A 19,191-nucleotide genomic window follows, 5' to 3' on the forward strand; every position below is an offset into this window, starting at 1 on the left:
AGATAGCGGGACTCCCGCACCTCTCCGAGGCCGAAGGCATCGATCAATTCTCCGAGCACGCTCTCGGCGATATCGCTTCGGGCCGCCACGGTGGCATCAATCACCCTACGGACGATACGCGAGCACGCCCCATTCGGGCACAACGATCATCCAGAGGCCTGCCACTCGTCCTGGCACCCACCCCCGTCGTCAACGAAGCGAACCTCGGCCACTCCTAGCGGCGATCACAAGGCTGATCAGCGCCGACGAGGCCATCCGCGTCACGAGACTCGCCACGTGGCAGACACGACGTGGGGCAGCCCCGGTGCAACCCCGCACCGTATGGGCCCTTCAACGCGGCTCGTATGACTCGGGCTCGGCGGCATCCGCCACCGTACGTGATCGCCGTACGGGCGGGGGCGGTGTTACACCGGTGGAGATCCCGGCCGGCGGCCTCGATCTTGAGCCTAGAATCGATAGCACGTTCGATGATCTGCTGCCGGACCTGGAACGGCTGCACACCTTGCGGGTGTGGCATGCGATGTGGCTGAGCCGCATCGACCGCAAGATGGAACTGCTTCTCAAGCGGCAGGCCGAGCAGGACCACGGCCAACGCGCCACGCAGGCACCGCCACGACCTCATAGCTCGTTCCTTACGATCCGACCCGGTCACGTCCGGCGATGGTCTTCGGCCGCCTGACCGTTTTCGCAACACGTCGGAGCGGATGGCGGGCCGTCGGTCTTTCGAACCGAGTGGCCTGCCGGGGCCGGGCCTGCTGCTTTTCGGCGCACGGACCGGACACGGCAAATGCGTACGCGGCGGCGACCAGCCATGTCCACCGGTCCGCCGCCCCGGACATGCGCCGACCAGCCAGACCACAGCCTGACAGGGAGCAGATCGTGGCCGCCGGGCAGCAGGACGATGACGGAGACGGCCTCGGAGCGGAGATGGCGGCTGATTCGTCTGGCTCGCGGCTCACAGATGGCTCCCGGCGACGGGAATGGGTTTCGTGGTCGCGGGCAAGGCGGCGGTACCGGGGCCGGACGACTTGGAGCAGGGGGAAGCACGCCGCGGCGAGTGGAGCGACGGCGAGGGTACCGATACCGCCATGGAAGGGGCGGACAGGTGACAACGATCAGCGCGCGGTCGTCCCCGAGGTCATTGGCGTAGGCCTCCCGTCTCCTCCCGCTCCAGAAGGAAGCGCCGGAGCCCAGGCCCTCGGCGAGCGTGAGTTCAGCGCTGCCGCGCCCGCAGCGCAGACCCAGTCCGCGCCGGCAGCGCCGTCGACGCCCATGGTGCGTCCACTGACGGCGTCCACGGGCGGGGCACCGGACGCTGTGGCCACCACCGGGACCGAGGAGTCCTTCTCCGCTCCCCCAATGGCCGTTCGGGCACCGGCCGCCTTGCTGCTCGGCATCAGCCAGCGCACCGTCGAGCGGTATGTGAAGAACCAGATCGCACCCCCGGCCGCAGCTCGCCGAGCGGCTGAGCGTGAGGTCCGCGTGCACGCAGCCGCAGATCAGGGTCAAGGCAAGGCAGACCGCGGCCACCACCGGCGGCATCATGATCAATGTCCAGACCCGGTACGCTTACACCGCCGCCCCGGGCAGCACCGACGACGCACGGCTGCGTCACCTGCCCCCTGCGCTGCCGCCGCACCAGGCCGCCCGTCTCTTCGAGGCTCAAGAGGCCGGTGCGACCGAGGACCAACTCCGCCACGTCGCGGCCGAGGCCTGAGCGAGTTTAATTCCGCGACAACGGCCGCCGCGCCCACGGCCTCGAAGTAGAACTCACCGGCCTCCTCGGTCTCGAGTTCGAGCTGTAGCCGGGCCAGCGCGTCGACGGTCCTGAGCCGCGGTACGACCTCGGATATCGGCGGTGACTGGTGTGCGGGAGACCCCGCAGCGGGCGGCAGGAAAAGTGCGCCGGAAGGGGCCCGGCTGAAGGGCACTTGGCGGGCGGGTGATCAGGGCGCAGGAAGCGTGAAGACCAGGAACAGCACGGCCAGCGGTGGGACCAGGGCGGTGAGGGCTGCCCAGACGCGGTACGCCGACCAGCGGTGCTGCCAGGGCAGCAACCACGCGGTGAGCAGGGCTGCGCCGGAGAGCGGGCCGCCGATCCGGAGCATGCCGTGGATTCGGACCAGTGCTGTCTCCAGGGCTGCTGAGCAGTGGTCGGGGCCGCAGCTGTCCGTGGCCATGTCGGACAGTCCGCCGAAGATGAGGGCGAGCGGGCCGAGCAGGATCATCAGGGCCGTGGCCACCGCCGGGGCCACCCAGCCCCGGGCGTCCCGGTCGTCCTTGCCTGGCTGTGCCGGTGCCGGCGCTGTGGCGGAGGTCGTCATGGGCTCAGTGAACCGGGGCGACACGGCCCAGCACACCGGCAGAGGTACTCAGGCCGGGCCCGCGCGGCTACTCAGAAGCATCAGTGATGAAGGGCAAGGAGGTGTGGCGGCCTCGAACAGAGCCTTGCGACGATCGACCCTCGGTAGCCCGTACGCGCTGATGGCGGAAGGTGACGAAACACCGGACCTGCCTGCGCCAGCCTGAACGATGCGGCGTAGTTCGCAGGACCGGCCTGGCTGTTGGCAGAGCGGCATCAGTAGCTCGAAGCCAGACAACCCTCGGCAGCCGGCGCCGGCAACGGGTCCTTTGGTCGCGGGGAGCTCGTACTGTCCGCGTTTGCACGCAGTGCCTGGTCGTTGGATCGAGCGGCCCCCAAAGAACGCGATGCGCACGGCGTCGGTCTTGTCGGCAGCGATGACCGTGCGCCGCCCGCCCTTGTTCCCCTTGGCCTCGACGGCGGCCCGCAGCACGTCGTACGTCAGGTCGCGCTGGAGTCGCCTGACCTCGAAGGCGGGCTCCACGACGTGATCGCTGACCGGGACGAGCCCTACACCGAGGCCATGCACGAACAGGTCCTCGCCGGGCAGGCCCGCTTCCGCAGGGGTGGTCCCTGAGACGGCGACGGCCCGGTCGTAGCCATCCTCGCAACGGTTTCAGGTGGTTTCAGGGAGTGCCACAGCTAGTGGCTCCGCCAGGGCAGGTCACACTGTCGTTGGACGCCACGCCCGCGATCCCCAGCACCAGGACGATGAGAGCCAGGATAATCAAAGGTACGTTGTCTGCAGCCCAACTGCCGTGGTGCCGCGTGGGTTTCGGAGTGCCGGGCTGTGCGTTGGCATTGTCGCGTGCGGGCTCGGCACCGGGCCCGTCAAGTCCCTCTGTCGCCATCGTGTCCCCCGCCGTTGTTGTGCCTTTCACGATGACACGGCATCGGACCTCACCCGTCAAGCCCCGTGCCGAGCGGGAACTCCAAACAGCTGCGCATCCTTTGGGTCCTGGCTGTGAATGGGCAGACCTGACCCATGTGCGACGACGCTCCCAGCCACGGTGACTCGAGCCGCGCGCTGTCGATCACCACGGCATGCAACGCTCAGCTCCATCACAGGGAGCAAAGGGCGGAAGAAGGCCGCCTATTCGATGACGCAGGCGTCGCGGGTGTGCGTCAGGCGCAGCAGCCAGGCCACGGCGCATGGCACTGAACGCAGGCTGATGACGGCGCCTCGCTCCTTGGCGTGGCGGTTGGCAGCCATCAGGGCGCTCAGGCCCGTGCAGTTGCATAAGGGAACGCCCGCCAGGCCCACGAGGGTGCGGGGGAAGGTCGTAACGGCCTGCTGGGCGGCGTTACGCAGTTCGGCGGCGGTGACCACGTTCAACTCACCGGCTCGCTCACCGGGTTCCGCGCGGCCGTCGGGTCGGTGCGGCTGCGCCTGTACGTCGTGGGCGACACCCTGCTGTTCGACGGCCTGGAGGAGATCGGCCGCCGCTTCCCCGCTACCGACCTGCCCCTCCTGGGCGGCACGCAGCTGCCCGCGGCTTCGCGGTGACCATGGACGGCGTGCAGGAAGCGGAACTGGCCCGGCGCCTGGACGCTCGCCCCTGAGTGCTGCCCGTGCACTACAACGACGACACCGTCTTCTGCTCGCCACTCCCAGAGACTTCCTGACCGAGTTTCACCGGCTGTGCCTGGACGCGCACCTGCTGTCCTGGTCCCCGAGCCGGCACGCACGCCTGATCCCGGGCGGCGATCGGCGTATCGTCGGCTGAGAGGCGGCGCACCCCAGCATGCGGTGCACACGCCATGCGACGGCGCCTGCGGCGAGAACCCCGCCCGCGCGGGGAGCGGCGTGCCGCGACTCCGATTGCCGGCGGCCGGTCACCGCGACACCTGCTCAGCATGACGGCAGGTCACCCTCCCTTTGTCAGAGCTGCGTTGTCAGTGGTGGGCGATACGTTCGAGGCCTTGGAATCGCTGTTGCACGACAGGAGTGGACGATGACCGAGAGCAGTGTGCTGCCCGCGCTCAGGGTGGTGCTGACGGACGTCAACGAGCGTGTGGTGGAAGCGTGGCGCGCCGCGTTCGCCGACACCCCCGGCATCGAGATCCGCAAGGGCTCGATCCTCGATGAGGACGTCGACGCCTGGGTCACCCCCACGAACTCCAGGGGCCGGATGGACGGCGGGGTCGACGCCGTCATCAAGCGGTACCTGGGGTCCGGCATCCAGGTGCGCGTCCAGCGGGCGATCCGCGACCGGTTCGCCGGACCCATGCCGGTGGGCAGCGCGGTCTGCGTCCCGTCCGGCGCGACCGTCCCCCGGTACCTGATATCGACGCCGACGATGGTGCGGTCCTCGCAGAACGTGAGCGCCACGCTGAACGTGGCACTGGCGTGCGCGGCCGCTTTCCAGGCCGTCCACCGGCAGAACCGGAAGAAGCCGGGCAGTATCCGGTCCGTGGCGCTGGTCGGGATGGGAGCGCAGACCGGCCAGGTGCCGGCCCGGGTGTGCGCCAATCTGATGTGGACCGGCTACACCCTCTTCCACGACCACTGGTTCGAGGACGACGACGAGCTGCGGTCCACGATCACCTCCCAGCTCCACGGGATCGAGACCGCGCCCGTCGACCAGCGGGTGCGCATCGTGCCGCCGGCGGCCCTCACGCCCGTCGCCCCCGCGCCGGCGCCCGAGACTGCCGCTCCCGCTCCCTGCGCCGCCCCCTCCTCTCCCTCTGCCACGACGAGCGAAAACGCCTCCGCCATGACCGGAACGACGACCGGCGTCCCGGCTCCGGGCCAGCCCCCGCAGCCCCACCCCGATGCGAACGACCCCCTCGCCCTGACCGCACTCTTCGACGGCGGCGGAGAGGCCTGGCTCCCGCTGCTGAAGCCGGTCATCGAGGCGCAGCCGGACGCCGCACGGTTCATCGGGAAGGACCGCAGCCACGAGGTGGTCCCGGTCCGCGAGCTGACGTTCCAGGCGCTCAAGCCGAACCCGCCGCACAAGTGGAAGGTCGTGGTCTTCGGCCAGAACCCGTACCCGCGGCCGGAGAGCGCCACCGGCATCGCCATGTTCGACAACACCTTCAGCGACTGGAAGGACAGCCAGTTCGGCCGAGTCGTCAGCATCAGGTGCCTCATCAAGGCAGCGGCGATGTGGAAGTACGGCATCGCCAAAAAGACCCCGATCGCCGACGTGCGGACGCTGCTGAAGGAACGGGACACAGTCCAGCCACCGGAGTGGTTCCAGGCGATGCTGACGCAGGGCGTGCTCCTGCTGAACGCGTCGCTGACCGCGAGCGGCGACGGCGCGATGGGCGCCGACCAGCACACGGCGTTCTGGCGGCCGGTCGCCGAGCGGATCGTCGAGGAGATCCTCAAGGCCAAGCAGGACGCGACCGAGGAGGACCGCGGGGTCGTGTTCGCGTGGTGGGGGGCGCACGCCCGCAGCCTGAAGCGGGCCGTCCTGCGGCTCCAGCAGAAGTACCCGGACGTCGAGGTCCGCCACCTCGACCACGCCAACCCGGCGGCACAGGGCGACATCTTCTGCGAGGGCGACCACTTCGCCCAGGTCAACGACGCCCTGACCTCGGTGGGCGCCGACCCCATCGACTGGCTGCCGAGCAAGGGGTGGAACGTGCCGGCGGCCGGCCTGGGCAGTGCGGACGGGGATGTCTCGGCGCACATGGGCGCTTTCATCGAGTCGACCATGAATCTGCACCAGCTGTACCTGGAACGCCTCACCAGCGTCAAGGACGAGGGTCTGGCCCTGCCCACGATCACCGGTGTCTTCGACACCCCGCTGATGGACTTCCAGGACGCCGTCGCCCCGGTCAGCACGGCACTGACCGGGCTCACCGGGCACATCCGACGCTCCCGCGACTTCGGCAAGCAGCGTGCGGACCAGGCGACCGGCGGCGGCCTGTCCGCCGACGCGATCGCCGCACTCCACCTCTACACCTGTGAATCAGCCTTCTACCGCGAGATCAACAGCGTTCTGCGCTCCCCCGACCGCACCAGGGTCACGCCCTACCTGCCCTACCTGCGGCTTCTGTTCTCAGCGGTCTCCAAGCTGCCGGCCTACACGCAGCCGCTGTGGCGCGGGGTGTCACTGGACCTCCGGGCGCAGTACCCCCTGGGCCGGACCGTGACCTGGTGGGGCGTCTCCTCATGCACCTCCGAGCTGAATGTGGCCAGAGCCTTCTTGGGCAGCCGCGGCAAACGGACCCTCTTCGAGGTCACGCCGGCCCGGGCAGTCGGGATCAAGAACTTCTCCGCCTTCACCGGCGAAGAGGAATACATCCTTACCCCCGGTACCCAGCTCAAAGTGACGGAGGTGAAGAGCGAACCCCGCGGACTGTGCACAATCCGGCTGAACGAGATCACGGACAGCACTCCCGCAGTGTCGTGAACCGCTCGTTGTTCCACGAGGCCACAGTCATGGTTGCCGAACACTCATGCCCGGCAACCACGGGGCACAGGCCCATACCGGTCCCACCACAACGCCAGCCGCAACCACGTGGCAGAGGCCAATACCGGCCCTACCGCTGCCCCAACAGACCGAAAGTGATCCCGCGCTGGAAGAACGACGACGCATCCGGCGTCGGCGGAAACTCCGGCTGAAGGCCGCCCTCCTCGGACGTTCCAGAGGCGGGCAGACCAGCAAGGTCCACCTCGCCGCCGACCGCGAGTGCCGCCCGCTGGCGTTCATCCTGACCACAGGCCAGGCAGCGGACAGCCCGCAGTTCATCCCCTTCCTGAAGAAGGTACGGGTACGCGGGCCCGTCGGCCGACCCCGCATCCGGCCGGACGCGGTCGCCGGGGACAAGGCGTACTCGTCCCGCGAGAACCGCGCCCACCTGCGCAAACGCCGTATCAAGGCGGTCATCCCGGAGAAGAAGGACCGGGCTGCCAACCGGAAGAAGAAGGGCTTCAGAGGTGGCCGACCCGTCAGCCACGACGCCGATCTCTACAAGGAGCGGAACACCGTCGAACGCCTGATCAACAAGCTCAAAGCATGGCGAGGCATCGCCACCCGATACGACAAGACTCCCGACAGCTACCTCGCCGGTCTCCACCTGCGCGCCTCGATGATCTGGATCAAGGACCTCACCAGGACCACCCGATGATCACGACTCGATATGCCCCCAGGTGACGCGCTGAGGTGCCGGACGCCAAGGGCGGGCAGGAGTTGAGTCAACGGTCAACCAGCCGTGGACGCGGGGCCTCACCCGTGGATTCCGCGTCGGTGTCGTCGGTGCCGACCGGGCCGCGGGGAAGCATCCGGTCCAGCCACTTCGGCAGCCACCAGTTGGTCCGGCCGAGGAGTGTCATGGTCGCCGGTACCAGCACCATGCGTACGACCGTGGCGTCGATGAAGATCGCGGTGGCCAGGCCGAGCCCGAACATTTTGGTGGAGGGGTCCTCGGCGACGGCGAAGGACAGGAAGACCGCCACCATGATGAGGGCGGCCGAGGTGATGATCCGGGCGGTGCGCGAGACGCCCTCGACGATCGCCGTGCCGTTGTCGCCGGTGCGCAGGTACTCCTCGCGTACGCGGGAGAGGAGGAACACCTCGTAGTCCATCGACAGGCCGAACAGGATGGCGAAGAGGAACATCGGGATGAACGACACGATCGGAACCGTCGCTTCCAGCCCGATGAGTGCGCCTCCCCAGCCCCACTGGAAGACCGCGACCATGATGCCGTAGGCCGCGCCGATGCTCAGCAGATTCAGCAGTACCGCCTTGAGCGGTACGAGTATCGAGCGGAAGACCAGCATCAGCAGCAGGAACGACATCGCCAGCACGGCGGCGACGAACACCGGCAGGCGTTGGCTGGTGCGTTGGCCCACATCGGACAGGCTCGCGGCGGCGCCGCCGACGTGGGCCCTGGCCGGGCCGTGCCCGATCGCCGTGGGCAGCACGTCGGTGCGCAGCCGGGCGATGGTGTCGGCCGTGGCCTTGTCCTGAGGACTGGTGGTCGGGAACACCACGAGGGTCGCGATGCCGGTGGCCCGATCGATGTGCGTCGGCGCGACGGAGGCGATGCCCGGATCCGCCGCGACCGCCCCGACGAGTCGGTCCAGCACTCCCGGATCACCGGTGGGGTCCGCGGCGATGACGAGGGGACCGTTGGTGCCCGGGCCGAACCCCTCGGCGACGAGGTCGTAGGCCCGGCGCTCGGTACGGCTGTGGGGCAGTGAGCCGTCGTCGGGCAGGCCGACGCGCAGGCCGAGCACGGGCAGCGTCGCGGTCAGCAGCAGCCCCGCCGCGCCGACCGCGTACGGCACCGGGTGCCCGCTGACGTGCCCGATCCAGCGACGCCACCCGGCGGCGTGGGCGGAGCCTGCCGCCGGGTCCCGCCGCCGTGCGAGTCGGCCCAGCTTCCTGGTCTGCAGAGCCCGGCCGATCCGGCCGGCCCGGGCCAGGCGCGGGCCGGCGGCGCCGAGGAAGGCCGGCAGCAGCGTCACCGACGCGAGCACCATGGTCAGGACGACGATCGAGACGGCAAGCCCGCCAACCGTCATGAACGGCACGTTCGCGACCGCCATGCCGAGGATCGACACGACGACGGTTCCGCCGGCGAAGACCACCGGCCGCCCCGCCGTGGCCACCGCTCGTCCGGCCGCCTCGTGCGGATCGAGCCCGCGCGCGAGGTACTCGCGGTGCCTGGCGAGCACGAACAGCGCGTAGTCGATGCCCACTCCGAGCCCGACCATGCTGCCCAGGACCGGTGCGAAGGTGGGGACGTCCGTGACCCCCGCCAGTACCGTCATCGTGGCGACCCCGACGGTCAGTCCGAAGACCGCCATGCCGATCGGCAGCGCGGCGGCGACGAGCGAACCGAACGCCAGGAACAGGATCGCGGCCGCGGCGAGGATGCCGATCAGCTCGCTTGCGCCGCCGTCGGGGTCGGAGAAGGCGTAGAAGAGGTTCCCGCCCATCTCGATGCGCAGGGGCAGTTCGGCGCGCAGCCGGTCGCCGAGATCGACGAGGGCGTCGAGGTCTTCGGCCGACAGCCGGCTCTGGTCGGGATACTGCACCCGGACGACTGCGATCCGCCCGTCGGCCGAGACAAGGCCGCCACGCACGGCGGTGTCCCCGCGTGCGTCGAGTGCCCCCGCCGGGTCGCTCGTGCCGAGCACGTGCGGCAGCCGCTTCACCTCGGTCTGCAGCCGCGTGAGAGCGGTGCGCGCGCTGCCGTGGTCGAAGAACGTCGCAGCGCCGTCGAGGGGGGTGACGACCACTTGGGCGGTCATCCCCTCCTGGCCGGTGCCAGCCCGCTCGATCAGTTCCGCGGCCCGTTGGGAGTCCAGTCCCGGAGCGGTCATCGAGTCCGCGGTCCGCCCGCCGAAGGCGACGGCGGCGAGGACGGCGAGCGTGGCGGCGACCAGCCATGCCGCGATCACCCGCCAGGGATGGCGGGCGGCGCTTGCGCCCAGGCACAACAGGGCTTTCGAGAGCATCGGGTCCTCCAACCACCTCGTCGGCCGTCCTTGTACGGCCGCCGATGCCGAGGCTCGTCGCCACGGCGCTCCGCGGCATCGGCCCGCGAGCTGCGGATCCGTCGGCCCCGGGGCGGAGTGACGACCCGTCCTTTCGGCCGATGCGCGGCACGCCGCGGTCCCTAGGCTGAGAACCGTGCTCCGAGACGACCTGCGAACCCTGTGGACCGAACCCCGGCCGCCCGACGCGCCCGCCCGGGTGCGGCGGGACTGGGCGCTGCTCGCCGCGGGCCTTGCCGGTGTGGCGCTGGAGGCCACCCTGCGCGAGAACGTCGTGTGGCGGCCGGTGGCGGTGGTGTTCGCCGTATGGCTGTGCCTGCTGCTCCTGTGGCGCCGGATCCGCCCGCTGGCGATGGTGACGCTGGCGTTCGGCTCGGTGATCCTGCTTCAGGTGGCCTCGCTCGTCGCCGCACCGCGCGAGCCCGTCGGCCTGTACACCGGCGCGGTCGTGCTCGTGCTGGTGTACGCGCTGCCCCGGTGGGGATCGGGACGCGAGATTGTGCTGGGCGGCGCGGTGATCCTCGCGGCCAGCACGCTGTGTTCCGTCACGGACGAGACCCCGGTCGTCGAAAATGTCGTGGGCTTCGTCTTCCTGCTGCTGCCCGGCGTGGCCGGGGCTGCCGTGCGGTTCCGGGTGACCGCTCGCGAGCGGCAGTTGGAGCAGGTGCGTTCCCGCGAGCGCGAGCAGCTCGCCCGGGAACTGCACGACACGGTGGCCCACCACGTGTCGGCCATGGTGATCATCGCCCAGGCGGGCCGGGTGCTCGCGGGCACCGACCCGTCCGCCGCCGTCGAGGCGCTGGAGGGGGTCGAGGAGGAAGGGGCGCGCACGCTGGAGGAAATGCGCGCCATGGTCGCCGCGCTGCGCGACCGCGGGGTCGGCGCCGAGCTGGCGCCCCCTGCCGGAGTCGCGGATCTGGAGCGCCTGGTGCGCACCCCGGGTGGCCGCCTCAGGGTCGACCTGGGGCTCGACGGCGAACTGGACGCGCTGCCCCCGGCCGTGGACGCGGCCGTCTACCGGATCGTGCAGGAGTCGGTGACCAACGCGCTGCGCCATGCGGTCGACGCGACCGAGCTCGTCGTTCGGGTCGCCGCGGAACGGCACACGGTACGGGTGAGCGTGCGCGACAACGGCCGGCGCACCGGCCGGGGTCGCGACGGATACGGACTTACCGGACTGCGCGAGCGCGCGACCCTGCTCGGCGGCACACTACGAGCCGGCCCGGGTACCGACCGGGGCTGGCATGTCGAAGCCGAACTGCCGAGAGCGAGGAGCGAGAGCGGTGTCCATTCGCGTCCTCGTCGCTGACGACCAGACGATCATTCGCACCGGGTTGCGGATCATGCTGAACGCCCAGCCCGGCATCGAGGTGGTCGGCGAGGCCGCCGACGGGCGGGAAGCGGTACGTCTGGCCCGCGAGCTACGCCCCGACGTCTGCCTGTTCGACATCCGCATGCCCGTACTCGACGGGCTCGAGGCCACCCGGCTGGTCGCCGGCCCGGGCGTCGCCGACCCGCTGGCCGTGGTCGTCATCACCACGTTCGACCTCGACGAGTACGTCTACGGCTCACTGCGTGCCGGCGCCCGCGGATTCCTCCTCAAGGACACGGGACCAGACCTTCTGGCGCAGGCCGTACGGTCGGCGTCCGACGGTGAGGCGCTCATTGCCCCCAGCGTCACCGTCCGTCTGCTCCAGGCATTCGCGGACCTGCCCGCCGGCCGGCCCGTGGCCCAGCCGGTCTCCCCCGTCACCGCCCGCGAGGAGCAGGTGCTCCTCGCCGTCGCTCGCGGGCTGACCAACACCGAGATCGCCGATGCACTGCACATCAGCCTCAGCACGGTGAAGACGCATCTGGCCAGCCTGATGGCCAAACTCGGCGCCCGCAACCGGGTCGAGATCGCGATGTGGGCCTACGAAACGCGCCGTATCCTCCCCGGAACCTGAGCCGGGTGCCGGGCCATGTCCCATGAGTCCCCGCCCGGACATCAGTGCACCGGTCGGCTCACGTCGGCTCCACATGCCTCACCCGCCCCAGAGCGTGACGTACCAGGAGGCAGGAACTGGGACGGTGAGACACCCGATACGACAAGACTCCCGACAGCTACCTCGCCAGTCTCCACCTGCACGCCTCGATGATCTGGATCAAAGACCTCACCAGGACCACCCGATGATCACGACTCGATACGCGGCCTAGCTCGCCACCGCCGACAGCGACGGGAGGGTACGGATCTGGAATGCCAGGGAGCGAGACGAGACGGAAAGGGGCACTGTTCACCCGGGGCTGCTCCAAATCTGGCGGAGATCATAGCTGAGGGTGCAGCGGTCGACGACGTCCTTGTCGAGGGCGTGGTGGTGGAGGCGCAACGGCAGGCCCGGGCCGGAGTAGTGCCGGGCGAGATGTGGTACGCCAGGCCGCTTCCAGCTGACTGCCCGCTCAGCAGGACAAGCCGACGCCCGCTGTTCGACCATTCCGACGATCGACTTGACGCGCTAAGCGCCTGAGGCGTCTGCACGGCCTGTCGTCCGGCGACTTCGTGCCCGCCCTGGAGCAGTTCCTCGGCTCCTCCGCCGGGCTCTCCCCGGCCACGGTCACCCGACTGACCCAGCAGTGGCAGGCAGATCACACCGCGTTCATGAACCGCCACCTCGCGAAGGTCGACTACGTGTACCTGTGGGCCGACGGCATCCACCTCAACGTCCGCCTGGAGGAGGCCAAAGCCTGCGTCCTGGTGCTCATCGGGGTCCGCGCCGATGGCTCCAAGGAACTGGTCGCGCTCAAGGACGCCTACCGCGAGTCCTGTGAGTCGTGGGCCGACCTGCTGCGGGACTGCGCCCGCCGGGGCATGCGCGCCCCGGTGCTCGCGGTCGGGGACGGTGCCCTGGGCTTCTGGAAGGCGCTGGCCGAGGTGTTCCCTGAGACCCGCGAGCAGAAGTGCTGGGTTCACAGAACCGCAAACGTGCTCGACTCCCTGCCGAAGTCCGCGCAGCCGGGAGCGAAGAAGGCCATCCAGGACATCTACAACGCCGAGGACAAACAGCACGCCGAGGCGGCGATCAAAACGTTCGTGCAGCTCTACGGGGCGAAGTTCCCCAAAGCCGTCAAGAAGATCACCGACGACCAGACCGAACTGCTGGCGTTCTACGACTTCCCGGCCGAACACTGGATCCATCTGCGGACCACGAACCCGATCGAGTCCACGTTTGCCACGGTCCGACTGCGGACCAAGGTCACCCGCGGCGCCGGCTCCCGCACCGCCGCCCTGGCGATGGTCTTCAAGCTCGTCGGGTCCGCCCAGGCCCGGCGGCGGGCGATGAATGCGCCCCACCTCGTCGCCCTCGGCCGCACCGAGCCCGCTTCGCCCGCGGCCGGCTCGTCGAGCGGCCCGCGGCGGTTGCGGCATGATCGAGGCCAGTCGATTACCTGGGGGCTGACGTGGCATGGTCTGAACACGTGATGGTGCGAGACGGCGTCCGGCTTGCCTGCCGGGACTGGGGCGGGCCGGGACAGCCCATCGTGCTGCTGCACGGCCTGGCCGGTCACGCGGGTGAATGGGACGTGCTGGCCGGGCGTTTGAGCTCCCGGTATCGGGTCGTCGCGGTCGACCAGCGCGGGCACGGCGCCAGCGAGCGCCACCCGCGGGACGTCTCCCGCGCCGCCTACGTCGCCGACGTCATCGCCGTTGTCGATCAGCTGGCGCTGCAGCGACCCGTCCTGGTCGGCCAGTCGCTGGGTGGGCACACGGCCATGCTCACCGCCGCCGCACATCCCGGGCTCGTCCGCGCACTCGTGCTCGTCGAGGCCGGCCCCGGCGGCCCGAACCCGGACGGCCCCGCGGACATCGGCGGATGGCTCGACTCATGGCCGACACCGTTCCCTTCACGCGAAGCGGCAGCCGCGTTCCTCGGCGGCGGGCCGGTCGGCGCAGGCTGGGCGGCCGGGCTGGAGGAACGCGAGGGCGGATGGTGGCCTCGCTTCGACCGGGACGTGATGGTCCGCTCGCTGGCGGAGAACGCCCGGCGTTCCTTCCGGCACGAGTGGAGGCAGGTCGCGTGCCCCACCCTGGTCGTCCTGGCCCAATCCAGCTTCATCCCCGCGCAGCAAGCGGACGAGATGCTCCGGCAGCGACCCGCCACCATGGCCATGAGCATCCCTGGCACCGGCCACGACCTGCACCTGGAACAGCCCGAGATCCTGGACACCGCGCTCTCGGACTTCCTCGAGGGCCTCGCCTGAAACTCCTGCGCGGTCACAAGGACACCAAAGTCAGACCCCACACATAGCCACCGATCCACAGGTCTTGACAATTACTCCTGGAAGGAAGGGGGCAGGGGCCTGTCGGCCTGATGGTGCCGTCGTCCGTGATCCCAGTGAGCCTCAGGGCGATAGCCCGCGTCACGCCCCGTAATGTCGGGGCTTGGCAGGTCAAATCTCAAGCCCATACCGCTTTGACCACGGCGTGGCCTGCCGAAGCCGCCTGCCCGTAGAACTCTTGGAGGTCCCGGTGATGTTCGAGGTACTCCTGCCTAGTCCAGCCGAGGGCACTGAACCTTGCACCGACTACGTTCCACAGCTCGTCGAAAGAGACAGTCGTAAGGAAACGCGCGGCCTGTGACACCCCGGGCGGCTCCAGAAGCATCAGGGGAGGATCCGAGGGGTCGGCGTCAGCACTGTGGGGCACGGGGCGGCCGCCGTAGATCGGCAGATTCCAGGGTTCGTCGGCGTCTGCATAGAAGCCATCGGCCGCGGCATAGAGGTCGTTGACAGCGTCCCAGCCCTTGTTGATCGAGTGGGCGATGCCCGCTGCGTACTCGGCGATGTCGTTTTCCCAAGCCTCAGACATGAACGCAGCGAGCCAGGTGTGGTCATCCCGGATCTCGGACTCAGCCACGGCACGAAAGTGCAGGTAGATGCTCACTACGACGAATCCCTCAGCTCAACGACCCACCTGTCAGGCCGAACGGACAGAACCTACTTGAGGGCACTGACAGCCACGTGTCGTCGATAACGACTCGCGCCATCCGGCAGGACTTTCGAAACACGCCCTACGGCGGGGAGCACTTCGCCCCCGAGCAACGCCGCGTACTCACCGACGAGTTCGCCGTCGAGGTCATCCGTTCCGCCGCGTACGGCAGCACCGATCTGGGGCCGCTGGGCTACCGGTGCACGGCGGGAGAGGGGTCGGTTCACCATGTGCTGACCGATCTGCACACGCTGGAGATCCTCCACCCGCACACGGACCGGCCGGTGGCACCGGGCGAGCCGGGACGGCTGGTCTTCACCTCCCGGGCCCGTGCGGGACAGCGGCTGGAGCGCTACGAGATCGGTGATCTGGGCCGGGCGGTGGAGGGTGCGTGCGCGTGCGGCAGCCACGTGCCGAGGCTGGAACTGCTGCGCGCTACGGCGACGTCGTGCGCGTCGGCACGTACTTCGTCAACCACCGGCGGATCCTGCGGGCCGCACAGGAACGCCTCGGCTACCACGGTGAGATGCAGTTGCTGGTCGCGTCCGGCTCCGGCCGGGAAGTGGTGACGGTCCGGCTCGACGAGGAGTACGCGAGCGACCCGGAGGCAGCACGGGAGGCCCTCCTCGCCGAGATGACGGAGCTGGCCTCGGCCGAGGCGGAGGGTCTGCTGACCTTCGCCGTGGAGACCGTGCGGAGGGAGACGTTCGAGGCCAGGTCGAACAGCGGGGTGCAGGAAGAGGCACGGGCCAGGCGCACATCGTGCGGTGGCACATCAGCCCGCCGTCGTGGATCCTCTGGAGTGCCCTGAGGTTGGCCAGGTGCGTGGCGTGTGTCTCGCCGGGCAGGCCGTAGATCAAGTTGAGGCCGGGCAGCAGCTTCGGCAGCCCACGCTCACCCCGTTGTGCGCCGACCTCGTTCAGGTACTCGACGGCGCGCAGCAGGATGTCCTCGGTGCAGGTGAGCGGCGTCTACGTCACGAGGACTAAGGTCGGCTTCGGCTTCGGCCACGGTCCCCCCGGGGCTGATCTTGCGATGATCGCGCTCGCGTGACGTACCTCTCCTTCCCGTTCCTCTTCGCTCTCGCTCAACTCCGCGGCGTTCACCCATACTTGGATGCCTCGCCCGATACCGGCGACACACCGGACCGGTCCGGGCGGACCGTATGCAAGGAGGGGGTTTCTCATGAGGGACGTCGGAGAGGCGCCGCGCTCGATGCGCGACGCGGCGCAGGAACTCGGCCTCGGCGCCCGCAAGGGGCTGGTGGCCAACTCCCCCAGGTCCCTCCCCTGGGCACCCCTGATCGGGCTGACGCTGGTGAGCGTGCTTCTGCTGACCGTGGCGGTGACCTTCGCCGTCAACGACCAACGGACGGAAGGTGCCTGGTACTACTCGCTGCCGCTGCTGATCCTGGCGATGGTGCCGCCGGCGGTCCTCGTGTGGCTCCTGGTCGCGTGGTCGCGCGGCCGCGGCCACCAGAGGTGGATCGCCTGGTACGAGGGCGGGGTGGTCTACCACGCAGAGGGCTTCGAGATCCACGCGTACCCGTGGGCGCAGATCGATTCCCTCGCTCGGCACGACGTCAAGGTCACCAACGGCGTCGTCAGCGCCACGACGCGCAAGCTGCACGTGCGGGCGACCGACGGCCTGTCGTTCACCGTGAGCGACGACGAATACGCCGGGATGGTGCCCTTCGCCGAGGGCCTGACGGACACGTTCAGCCGTGCCCGGGTGGCGGAGGACGCTGCCCGTCTGGAGGCCGGCGAATGCCTGTGGTTCGGCGTCCTGGACATGACGCTGGGCGGTGTGGGGCAGGAGGACAAGCGCATCGGCTGGGACGAGGTGGAGCGGATCGACGTCAAGCACGGCGACGTGCGGATCCACCGCCGGGGCCAGCTCACGGCCTGGCTCAAGGTACCGGCGCCCGGCTTCCCGAACCTACTGGTCTTCCTGAACCTCGCCGACGCGTTGAGACGCTCGGCCTCCACCGGATGAGGAGCCCGTAGCGGCGACATACCGGCTGGGGCAGGGCCCCCGGCTCACTCCGCAGCGCGCCAACCACCTTCCAGAGTTCCGGTCTTGAGGGGTGCGCGTCGAACGGGAGTCTCGATCGGGTGATCGCAGCTGGCCGCGGGTATGAGAACAGGGCCTCTTGGTAGCTCGGGGTTGCGGAGCCAACCGAGATCCCGGAGACCCTGTTGCCGCAGCTGTATGTGCTCGCGCCGGTGGAGTTCAACTCGGCTGCACCGACGTGTGATTGTGTTGCTCACCGGTTCGGGAACGCGGCCGATCATCCGGAACGTGTTCGGCGGTATCCCTCGGACATGACGGACGCGGAGTGGGCCGTGGCCCGGCCGCTGCTGCCGGTGCCGGGCTGGCTGCGTGGCCGGGGCGGCCGACCGGAGGGGTACTGCCTCCGGGCAATACTCGATGCGATCCGGTATCTCGTGGACAACGGGATCAAGTGGCGGGCGATGCCGGCCGACTTCCCGCCGTGGGACCGGGTGTACGCCTTCTTCCGCCGCTGGCGCGACCACGGCCTGGTCAAGGAGTTCCACGACCGGCTACGTGCGCAGGTCCGCGGGAAGGCGGGCCGCGACACGGAGCCGACGGCCGGAGTGATCGACTCGCAGTCGGTGAAGGCGGACGCGGTCGTCGGCTCCGACAGCCGCGGCTTCGACGGTGGCAAGCTGATCAACGGCCGTAAGCGGCATGTCGTGGTCGACACCCTCGGCCTGCTGCTCGCGGTGATGGTCACCGCCGCGGATGTCGGCGACCGCGCCCCCGCCCAGGTCCTGCTGCACCAAGTCGCGGACGCGCACTACAAACTGGCCCTGGTCTGGGCGGATGGCGGCTACACCGGCAGTCTCGTCGAGCACTGCCTGGCCGCGTTCGCCCTGGTCCTGGCGATCGTCAAGCGCAGCGACGACATGCGTGGCTTCGTGGTATTGCCCAAGCGGTGGATCGTCGAGCGCCTTTTCGCCCACCTGATGCGCACCCGCCGTCTGGTGCGCGACTTCGAACGCCGCACCACCAGCGCCGAGGCGATGGTCTACTGGTCGATGACCCTGCTCATGACCCGGCGCCTGGCCCGGTCACATTCTGCGCGAGCGTGAAGCGGCCCGGCTGCTGTTCGACCAGCCAGCCGCGCGCGACCAGGCGTTTCGCCTTCGACCGCAGCGCCTCCACCTTCGCCGGCACCGCGTCCAGGCCGAACAAGACGGCCATCTCCTGGCAGGTCAGCGGCCCTTGATGGAGGCGATGCCGGTCCGCAAGAGCCTGCAGGATGCGCTGGTAGTCGATCGATAGCACAGACCAGGCCAGTCCCTCACGCCACATGGGCACGTGCGACTTCGGCTTCGCGGCCCTCGACGCCGATGATGCCTCCTCGGCCGGCATCGCCCGCTCGGTCCGGGCGTGATCTTCGGTCTCGTCCACCGGTGCCAGCACCTCGCCGACCCGCGAGCGGGCGATGACCCACTCCTTTCCATTCCCGCTCGGCCACGGCCAGCTCGGCCTGGACGCGGTCGGCTTCCTCCCGCAGTTCGTCCACACGACGGCGAGCACTCAGCTCACGCTGTTCCAACAGCCCAACCACCGACGGCATCCACGACCTCCCGGGCAGCGACAGCACGCCAGACCACTACTCCCACGGGATCGTCGACCCTATGCCCGACCAGCGAAAACGCAGTCTTCAACTCCGGAAAGACAACGGCTTCTGACTCAGCCGATCGCGGCGCGGTGACGCTGTTCCGGGGGCATGTGCTGATCGTGGGCCACCTTCGGTGGAGATCAATTGTCGGTAGAGGTCTCGATGTTCGTCAGGACGATCAGGGCGCGAATCAGGTGAGTAGCGCGGGCGGGGGCAGTGCGGAGCTTGGTCGGGATCCGCCAGTTCTTCAGGTGGGCAAAGCTGCGTTCGACGGGGACGCGTCCGGCGGCCAGGACCCGGTCGGCCTCCTTCTCGGCGGATGCGAGCCTGCGGGCGCGGGTGGCCTTGAAGCCGGTGACGACCACGGGATCGTCGTCGTCCAGGCCGAGGAAGCCCAGGTCGGCCAGTGCCGAGGCCGGCACCGCGCAGGGGGGCCGGGATGTGGTCGCGGCGGGGGGCGGCGATGTCGTGTGTGCGGTCCGGGCCGGGCCGCCGATATCCACACCAGACGGCCCCGCTCATCGGGCAGCGCGAGGACGTGCAGGCCGTGGCGTGATACTTGCCAGAGCAGTTCGGGCGGTTCGCCTCTCCCGTACGGCGCTGGGTGGGGATGAGGGTGCCGTCGGTCAGGACGACCTCGCCGCTCCGCCAGGCAATCTTCCGTGAGGCTGGATCGCTGGCGCGGCGCGCCCGGCCGGCCGGCCGAGTGCAGTGCTCACCGGCCGGCCAAGACGCTCAGCCACACCTTCTGC

The 19,191-nt window shown here is 69.5% G+C and carries 14 protein-coding genes and 5 pseudogenes; 12 read left to right on the top strand and 7 right to left on the bottom strand.

Annotated features, from left to right (window positions below; all coding sequences use genetic code 11):
* Positions 1 to 412 precede the first annotated feature (412 nt).
* Entirely contained in the window at positions 413 to 679 is a 267-nt protein-coding gene (locus ACZ4SF_RS33700; RefSeq protein ID WP_468392125.1) for a hypothetical protein, read from the top strand.
* Between the two features lie 425 nt (positions 680 to 1,104).
* On the opposite strand, the pseudogene ACZ4SF_RS33705 reads toward ACZ4SF_RS33700, so the two are convergent.
* Positions 1,105 to 1,206, bottom strand: a pseudogene (locus ACZ4SF_RS33705) (HNH endonuclease); the annotation flags it as partial.
* A 66-nt stretch (positions 1,207 to 1,272) separates the two neighbouring features.
* On the opposite strand from ACZ4SF_RS33705, the pseudogene tpg reads away from it, so the two are divergent.
* Positions 1,273 to 1,805, top strand: a pseudogene (gene tpg, locus ACZ4SF_RS33710) (telomere-protecting terminal protein Tpg).
* Positions 1,806 to 1,946: 141 nt separating this feature from the next.
* Here the strand turns inward: tpg and ACZ4SF_RS33715 are convergent.
* Entirely contained in the window at positions 1,947 to 2,324 is a 378-nt protein-coding gene (locus tag ACZ4SF_RS33715) for a hypothetical protein (protein ID WP_468392127.1), read from the bottom strand.
* A 1,131-nt stretch (positions 2,325 to 3,455) separates the two neighbouring features.
* Positions 3,456 to 3,692 carry an STAS domain-containing protein gene (locus ACZ4SF_RS33720; RefSeq protein ID WP_468392129.1) on the bottom strand — a complete coding sequence of 79 codons (237 nt, stop codon included), beginning with the start codon at positions 3,690 to 3,692 and terminating at the stop codon, positions 3,456 to 3,458.
* 48 nt (positions 3,693 to 3,740) lie between these two features.
* Here ACZ4SF_RS33720 and ACZ4SF_RS33725 point away from each other — a divergent pair, with 48 nt between their 5' ends.
* From ACZ4SF_RS33725 to ACZ4SF_RS33735, 3 genes and pseudogenes are all read left to right on the top strand, one after another.
* Entirely contained in the window at positions 3,741 to 3,869 is a 129-nt protein-coding gene (locus ACZ4SF_RS33725) for a hypothetical protein (protein WP_468392131.1), read from the top strand.
* Positions 3,870 to 4,317: 448 nt separating this feature from the next.
* Positions 4,318 to 6,729: an ADP-ribosyltransferase domain-containing protein gene (locus ACZ4SF_RS33730; RefSeq protein WP_468392133.1), complete on the top strand. Its 2,412-nt coding sequence runs from the start codon at positions 4,318 to 4,320 to the stop codon at positions 6,727 to 6,729.
* 172 nt (positions 6,730 to 6,901) lie between these two features.
* Positions 6,902 to 7,447: pseudogene (locus ACZ4SF_RS33735) on the top strand (IS5 family transposase); the annotation flags it as partial.
* A 67-nt stretch (positions 7,448 to 7,514) separates the two neighbouring features.
* Here the strand turns inward: ACZ4SF_RS33735 and ACZ4SF_RS33740 are convergent.
* Positions 7,515 to 9,785 (bottom strand): MMPL family transporter, encoded by a 2,271-nt coding sequence (locus ACZ4SF_RS33740; protein WP_468392135.1) that lies wholly within the window; start codon positions 9,783 to 9,785, stop codon positions 7,515 to 7,517.
* Between the two features lie 175 nt (positions 9,786 to 9,960).
* Between ACZ4SF_RS33740 and ACZ4SF_RS33745 the strand changes: the two genes are divergently transcribed.
* The 4 genes and pseudogenes from ACZ4SF_RS33745 (at position 9,961) to ACZ4SF_RS33760 (ending at position 14,060) form a co-directional block, all read left to right on the top strand.
* Complete coding sequence (locus tag ACZ4SF_RS33745) at positions 9,961 to 11,133, top strand: sensor histidine kinase (protein WP_468392137.1); 1,173 nt, start codon at positions 9,961 to 9,963, stop codon at positions 11,131 to 11,133.
* Positions 11,108 to 11,770 (top strand): response regulator, encoded by a 663-nt coding sequence (locus ACZ4SF_RS33750; protein ID WP_150497990.1) that lies wholly within the window; start codon positions 11,108 to 11,110, stop codon positions 11,768 to 11,770. Before ACZ4SF_RS33745 ends, ACZ4SF_RS33750 begins: the two co-directional genes overlap by 26 nt.
* A 563-nt stretch (positions 11,771 to 12,333) precedes the next feature.
* Positions 12,334 to 13,229, top strand: a pseudogene (locus ACZ4SF_RS33755) (IS256 family transposase); the annotation flags it as partial.
* A 51-nt stretch (positions 13,230 to 13,280) separates the two neighbouring features.
* On the top strand, positions 13,281 to 14,060 hold the full coding sequence (locus tag ACZ4SF_RS33760) for an alpha/beta fold hydrolase (RefSeq protein ID WP_468392257.1): 780 nt from the start codon (positions 13,281 to 13,283) through the stop codon (positions 14,058 to 14,060).
* Positions 14,061 to 14,256: 196 nt separating this feature from the next.
* Here the strand turns inward: ACZ4SF_RS33760 and ACZ4SF_RS33765 are convergent, their stop codons facing one another.
* Positions 14,257 to 14,742 carry a DUF1877 family protein gene (locus tag ACZ4SF_RS33765; protein ID WP_468392139.1) on the bottom strand — a complete coding sequence of 162 codons (486 nt, stop codon included), beginning with the start codon at positions 14,740 to 14,742 and terminating at the stop codon, positions 14,257 to 14,259.
* A 442-nt stretch (positions 14,743 to 15,184) separates the two neighbouring features.
* Between ACZ4SF_RS33765 and ACZ4SF_RS33770 the strand changes: the two genes are divergently transcribed.
* The 3 genes from ACZ4SF_RS33770 (at position 15,185) to ACZ4SF_RS33780 (ending at position 17,903) form a co-directional block, all read left to right on the top strand.
* Positions 15,185 to 15,598 carry a hypothetical protein gene (locus tag ACZ4SF_RS33770; RefSeq protein ID WP_468392141.1) on the top strand — a complete coding sequence of 138 codons (414 nt, stop codon included), beginning with the start codon at positions 15,185 to 15,187 and terminating at the stop codon, positions 15,596 to 15,598.
* A 374-nt stretch (positions 15,599 to 15,972) separates the two neighbouring features.
* Positions 15,973 to 16,782 carry a DUF6585 family protein gene (locus ACZ4SF_RS33775; RefSeq protein WP_468392143.1) on the top strand — a complete coding sequence of 270 codons (810 nt, stop codon included), beginning with the start codon at positions 15,973 to 15,975 and terminating at the stop codon, positions 16,780 to 16,782.
* A 329-nt stretch (positions 16,783 to 17,111) separates the two neighbouring features.
* Positions 17,112 to 17,903, top strand: coding sequence for an IS5 family transposase (locus tag ACZ4SF_RS33780; protein WP_468392145.1), 792 nt, complete (start codon positions 17,112 to 17,114; stop codon positions 17,901 to 17,903).
* On the opposite strand, the pseudogene ACZ4SF_RS33785 reads toward ACZ4SF_RS33780, so the two are convergent.
* Both ACZ4SF_RS33785 and ACZ4SF_RS33790 read right to left on the bottom strand, forming a co-directional pair.
* Positions 17,860 to 18,394: pseudogene (locus ACZ4SF_RS33785) on the bottom strand (hypothetical protein). The gene ACZ4SF_RS33780 and the pseudogene ACZ4SF_RS33785 overlap by 44 nt on opposite strands.
* A 185-nt stretch (positions 18,395 to 18,579) precedes the next feature.
* Positions 18,580 to 18,861, bottom strand: coding sequence for a transposase family protein (locus ACZ4SF_RS33790; protein ID WP_468392147.1), 282 nt, complete (start codon positions 18,859 to 18,861; stop codon positions 18,580 to 18,582).
* Positions 18,862 to 19,191: the final 330 nt, after the last annotated feature.

Source organism: Streptomyces sp. NPDC027663, assembly GCF_055566415.1.

Coding starts and splice junctions, on each gene's coding strand:
- ACZ4SF_RS33715 (WP_468392127.1), bottom strand. CDS start 2,324: ATGACGACCTCCGCCACAGCGCCGGCACCGGCACAGCCAGGCAAGGAC.
- ACZ4SF_RS33730 (WP_468392133.1), top strand. CDS start 4,318: ATGACCGAGAGCAGTGTGCTGCCCGCGCTCAGGGTGGTGCTGACGGAC.
- ACZ4SF_RS33740 (WP_468392135.1), bottom strand. CDS start 9,785: ATGCTCTCGAAAGCCCTGTTGTGCCTGGGCGCAAGCGCCGCCCGCCAT.
- ACZ4SF_RS33760 (WP_468392257.1), top strand. CDS start 13,281: ATGGTGCGAGACGGCGTCCGGCTTGCCTGCCGGGACTGGGGCGGGCCG.
- ACZ4SF_RS33775 (WP_468392143.1), top strand. CDS start 15,973: ATGAGGGACGTCGGAGAGGCGCCGCGCTCGATGCGCGACGCGGCGCAG.
- ACZ4SF_RS33780 (WP_468392145.1), top strand. CDS start 17,112: ATGACGGACGCGGAGTGGGCCGTGGCCCGGCCGCTGCTGCCGGTGCCG.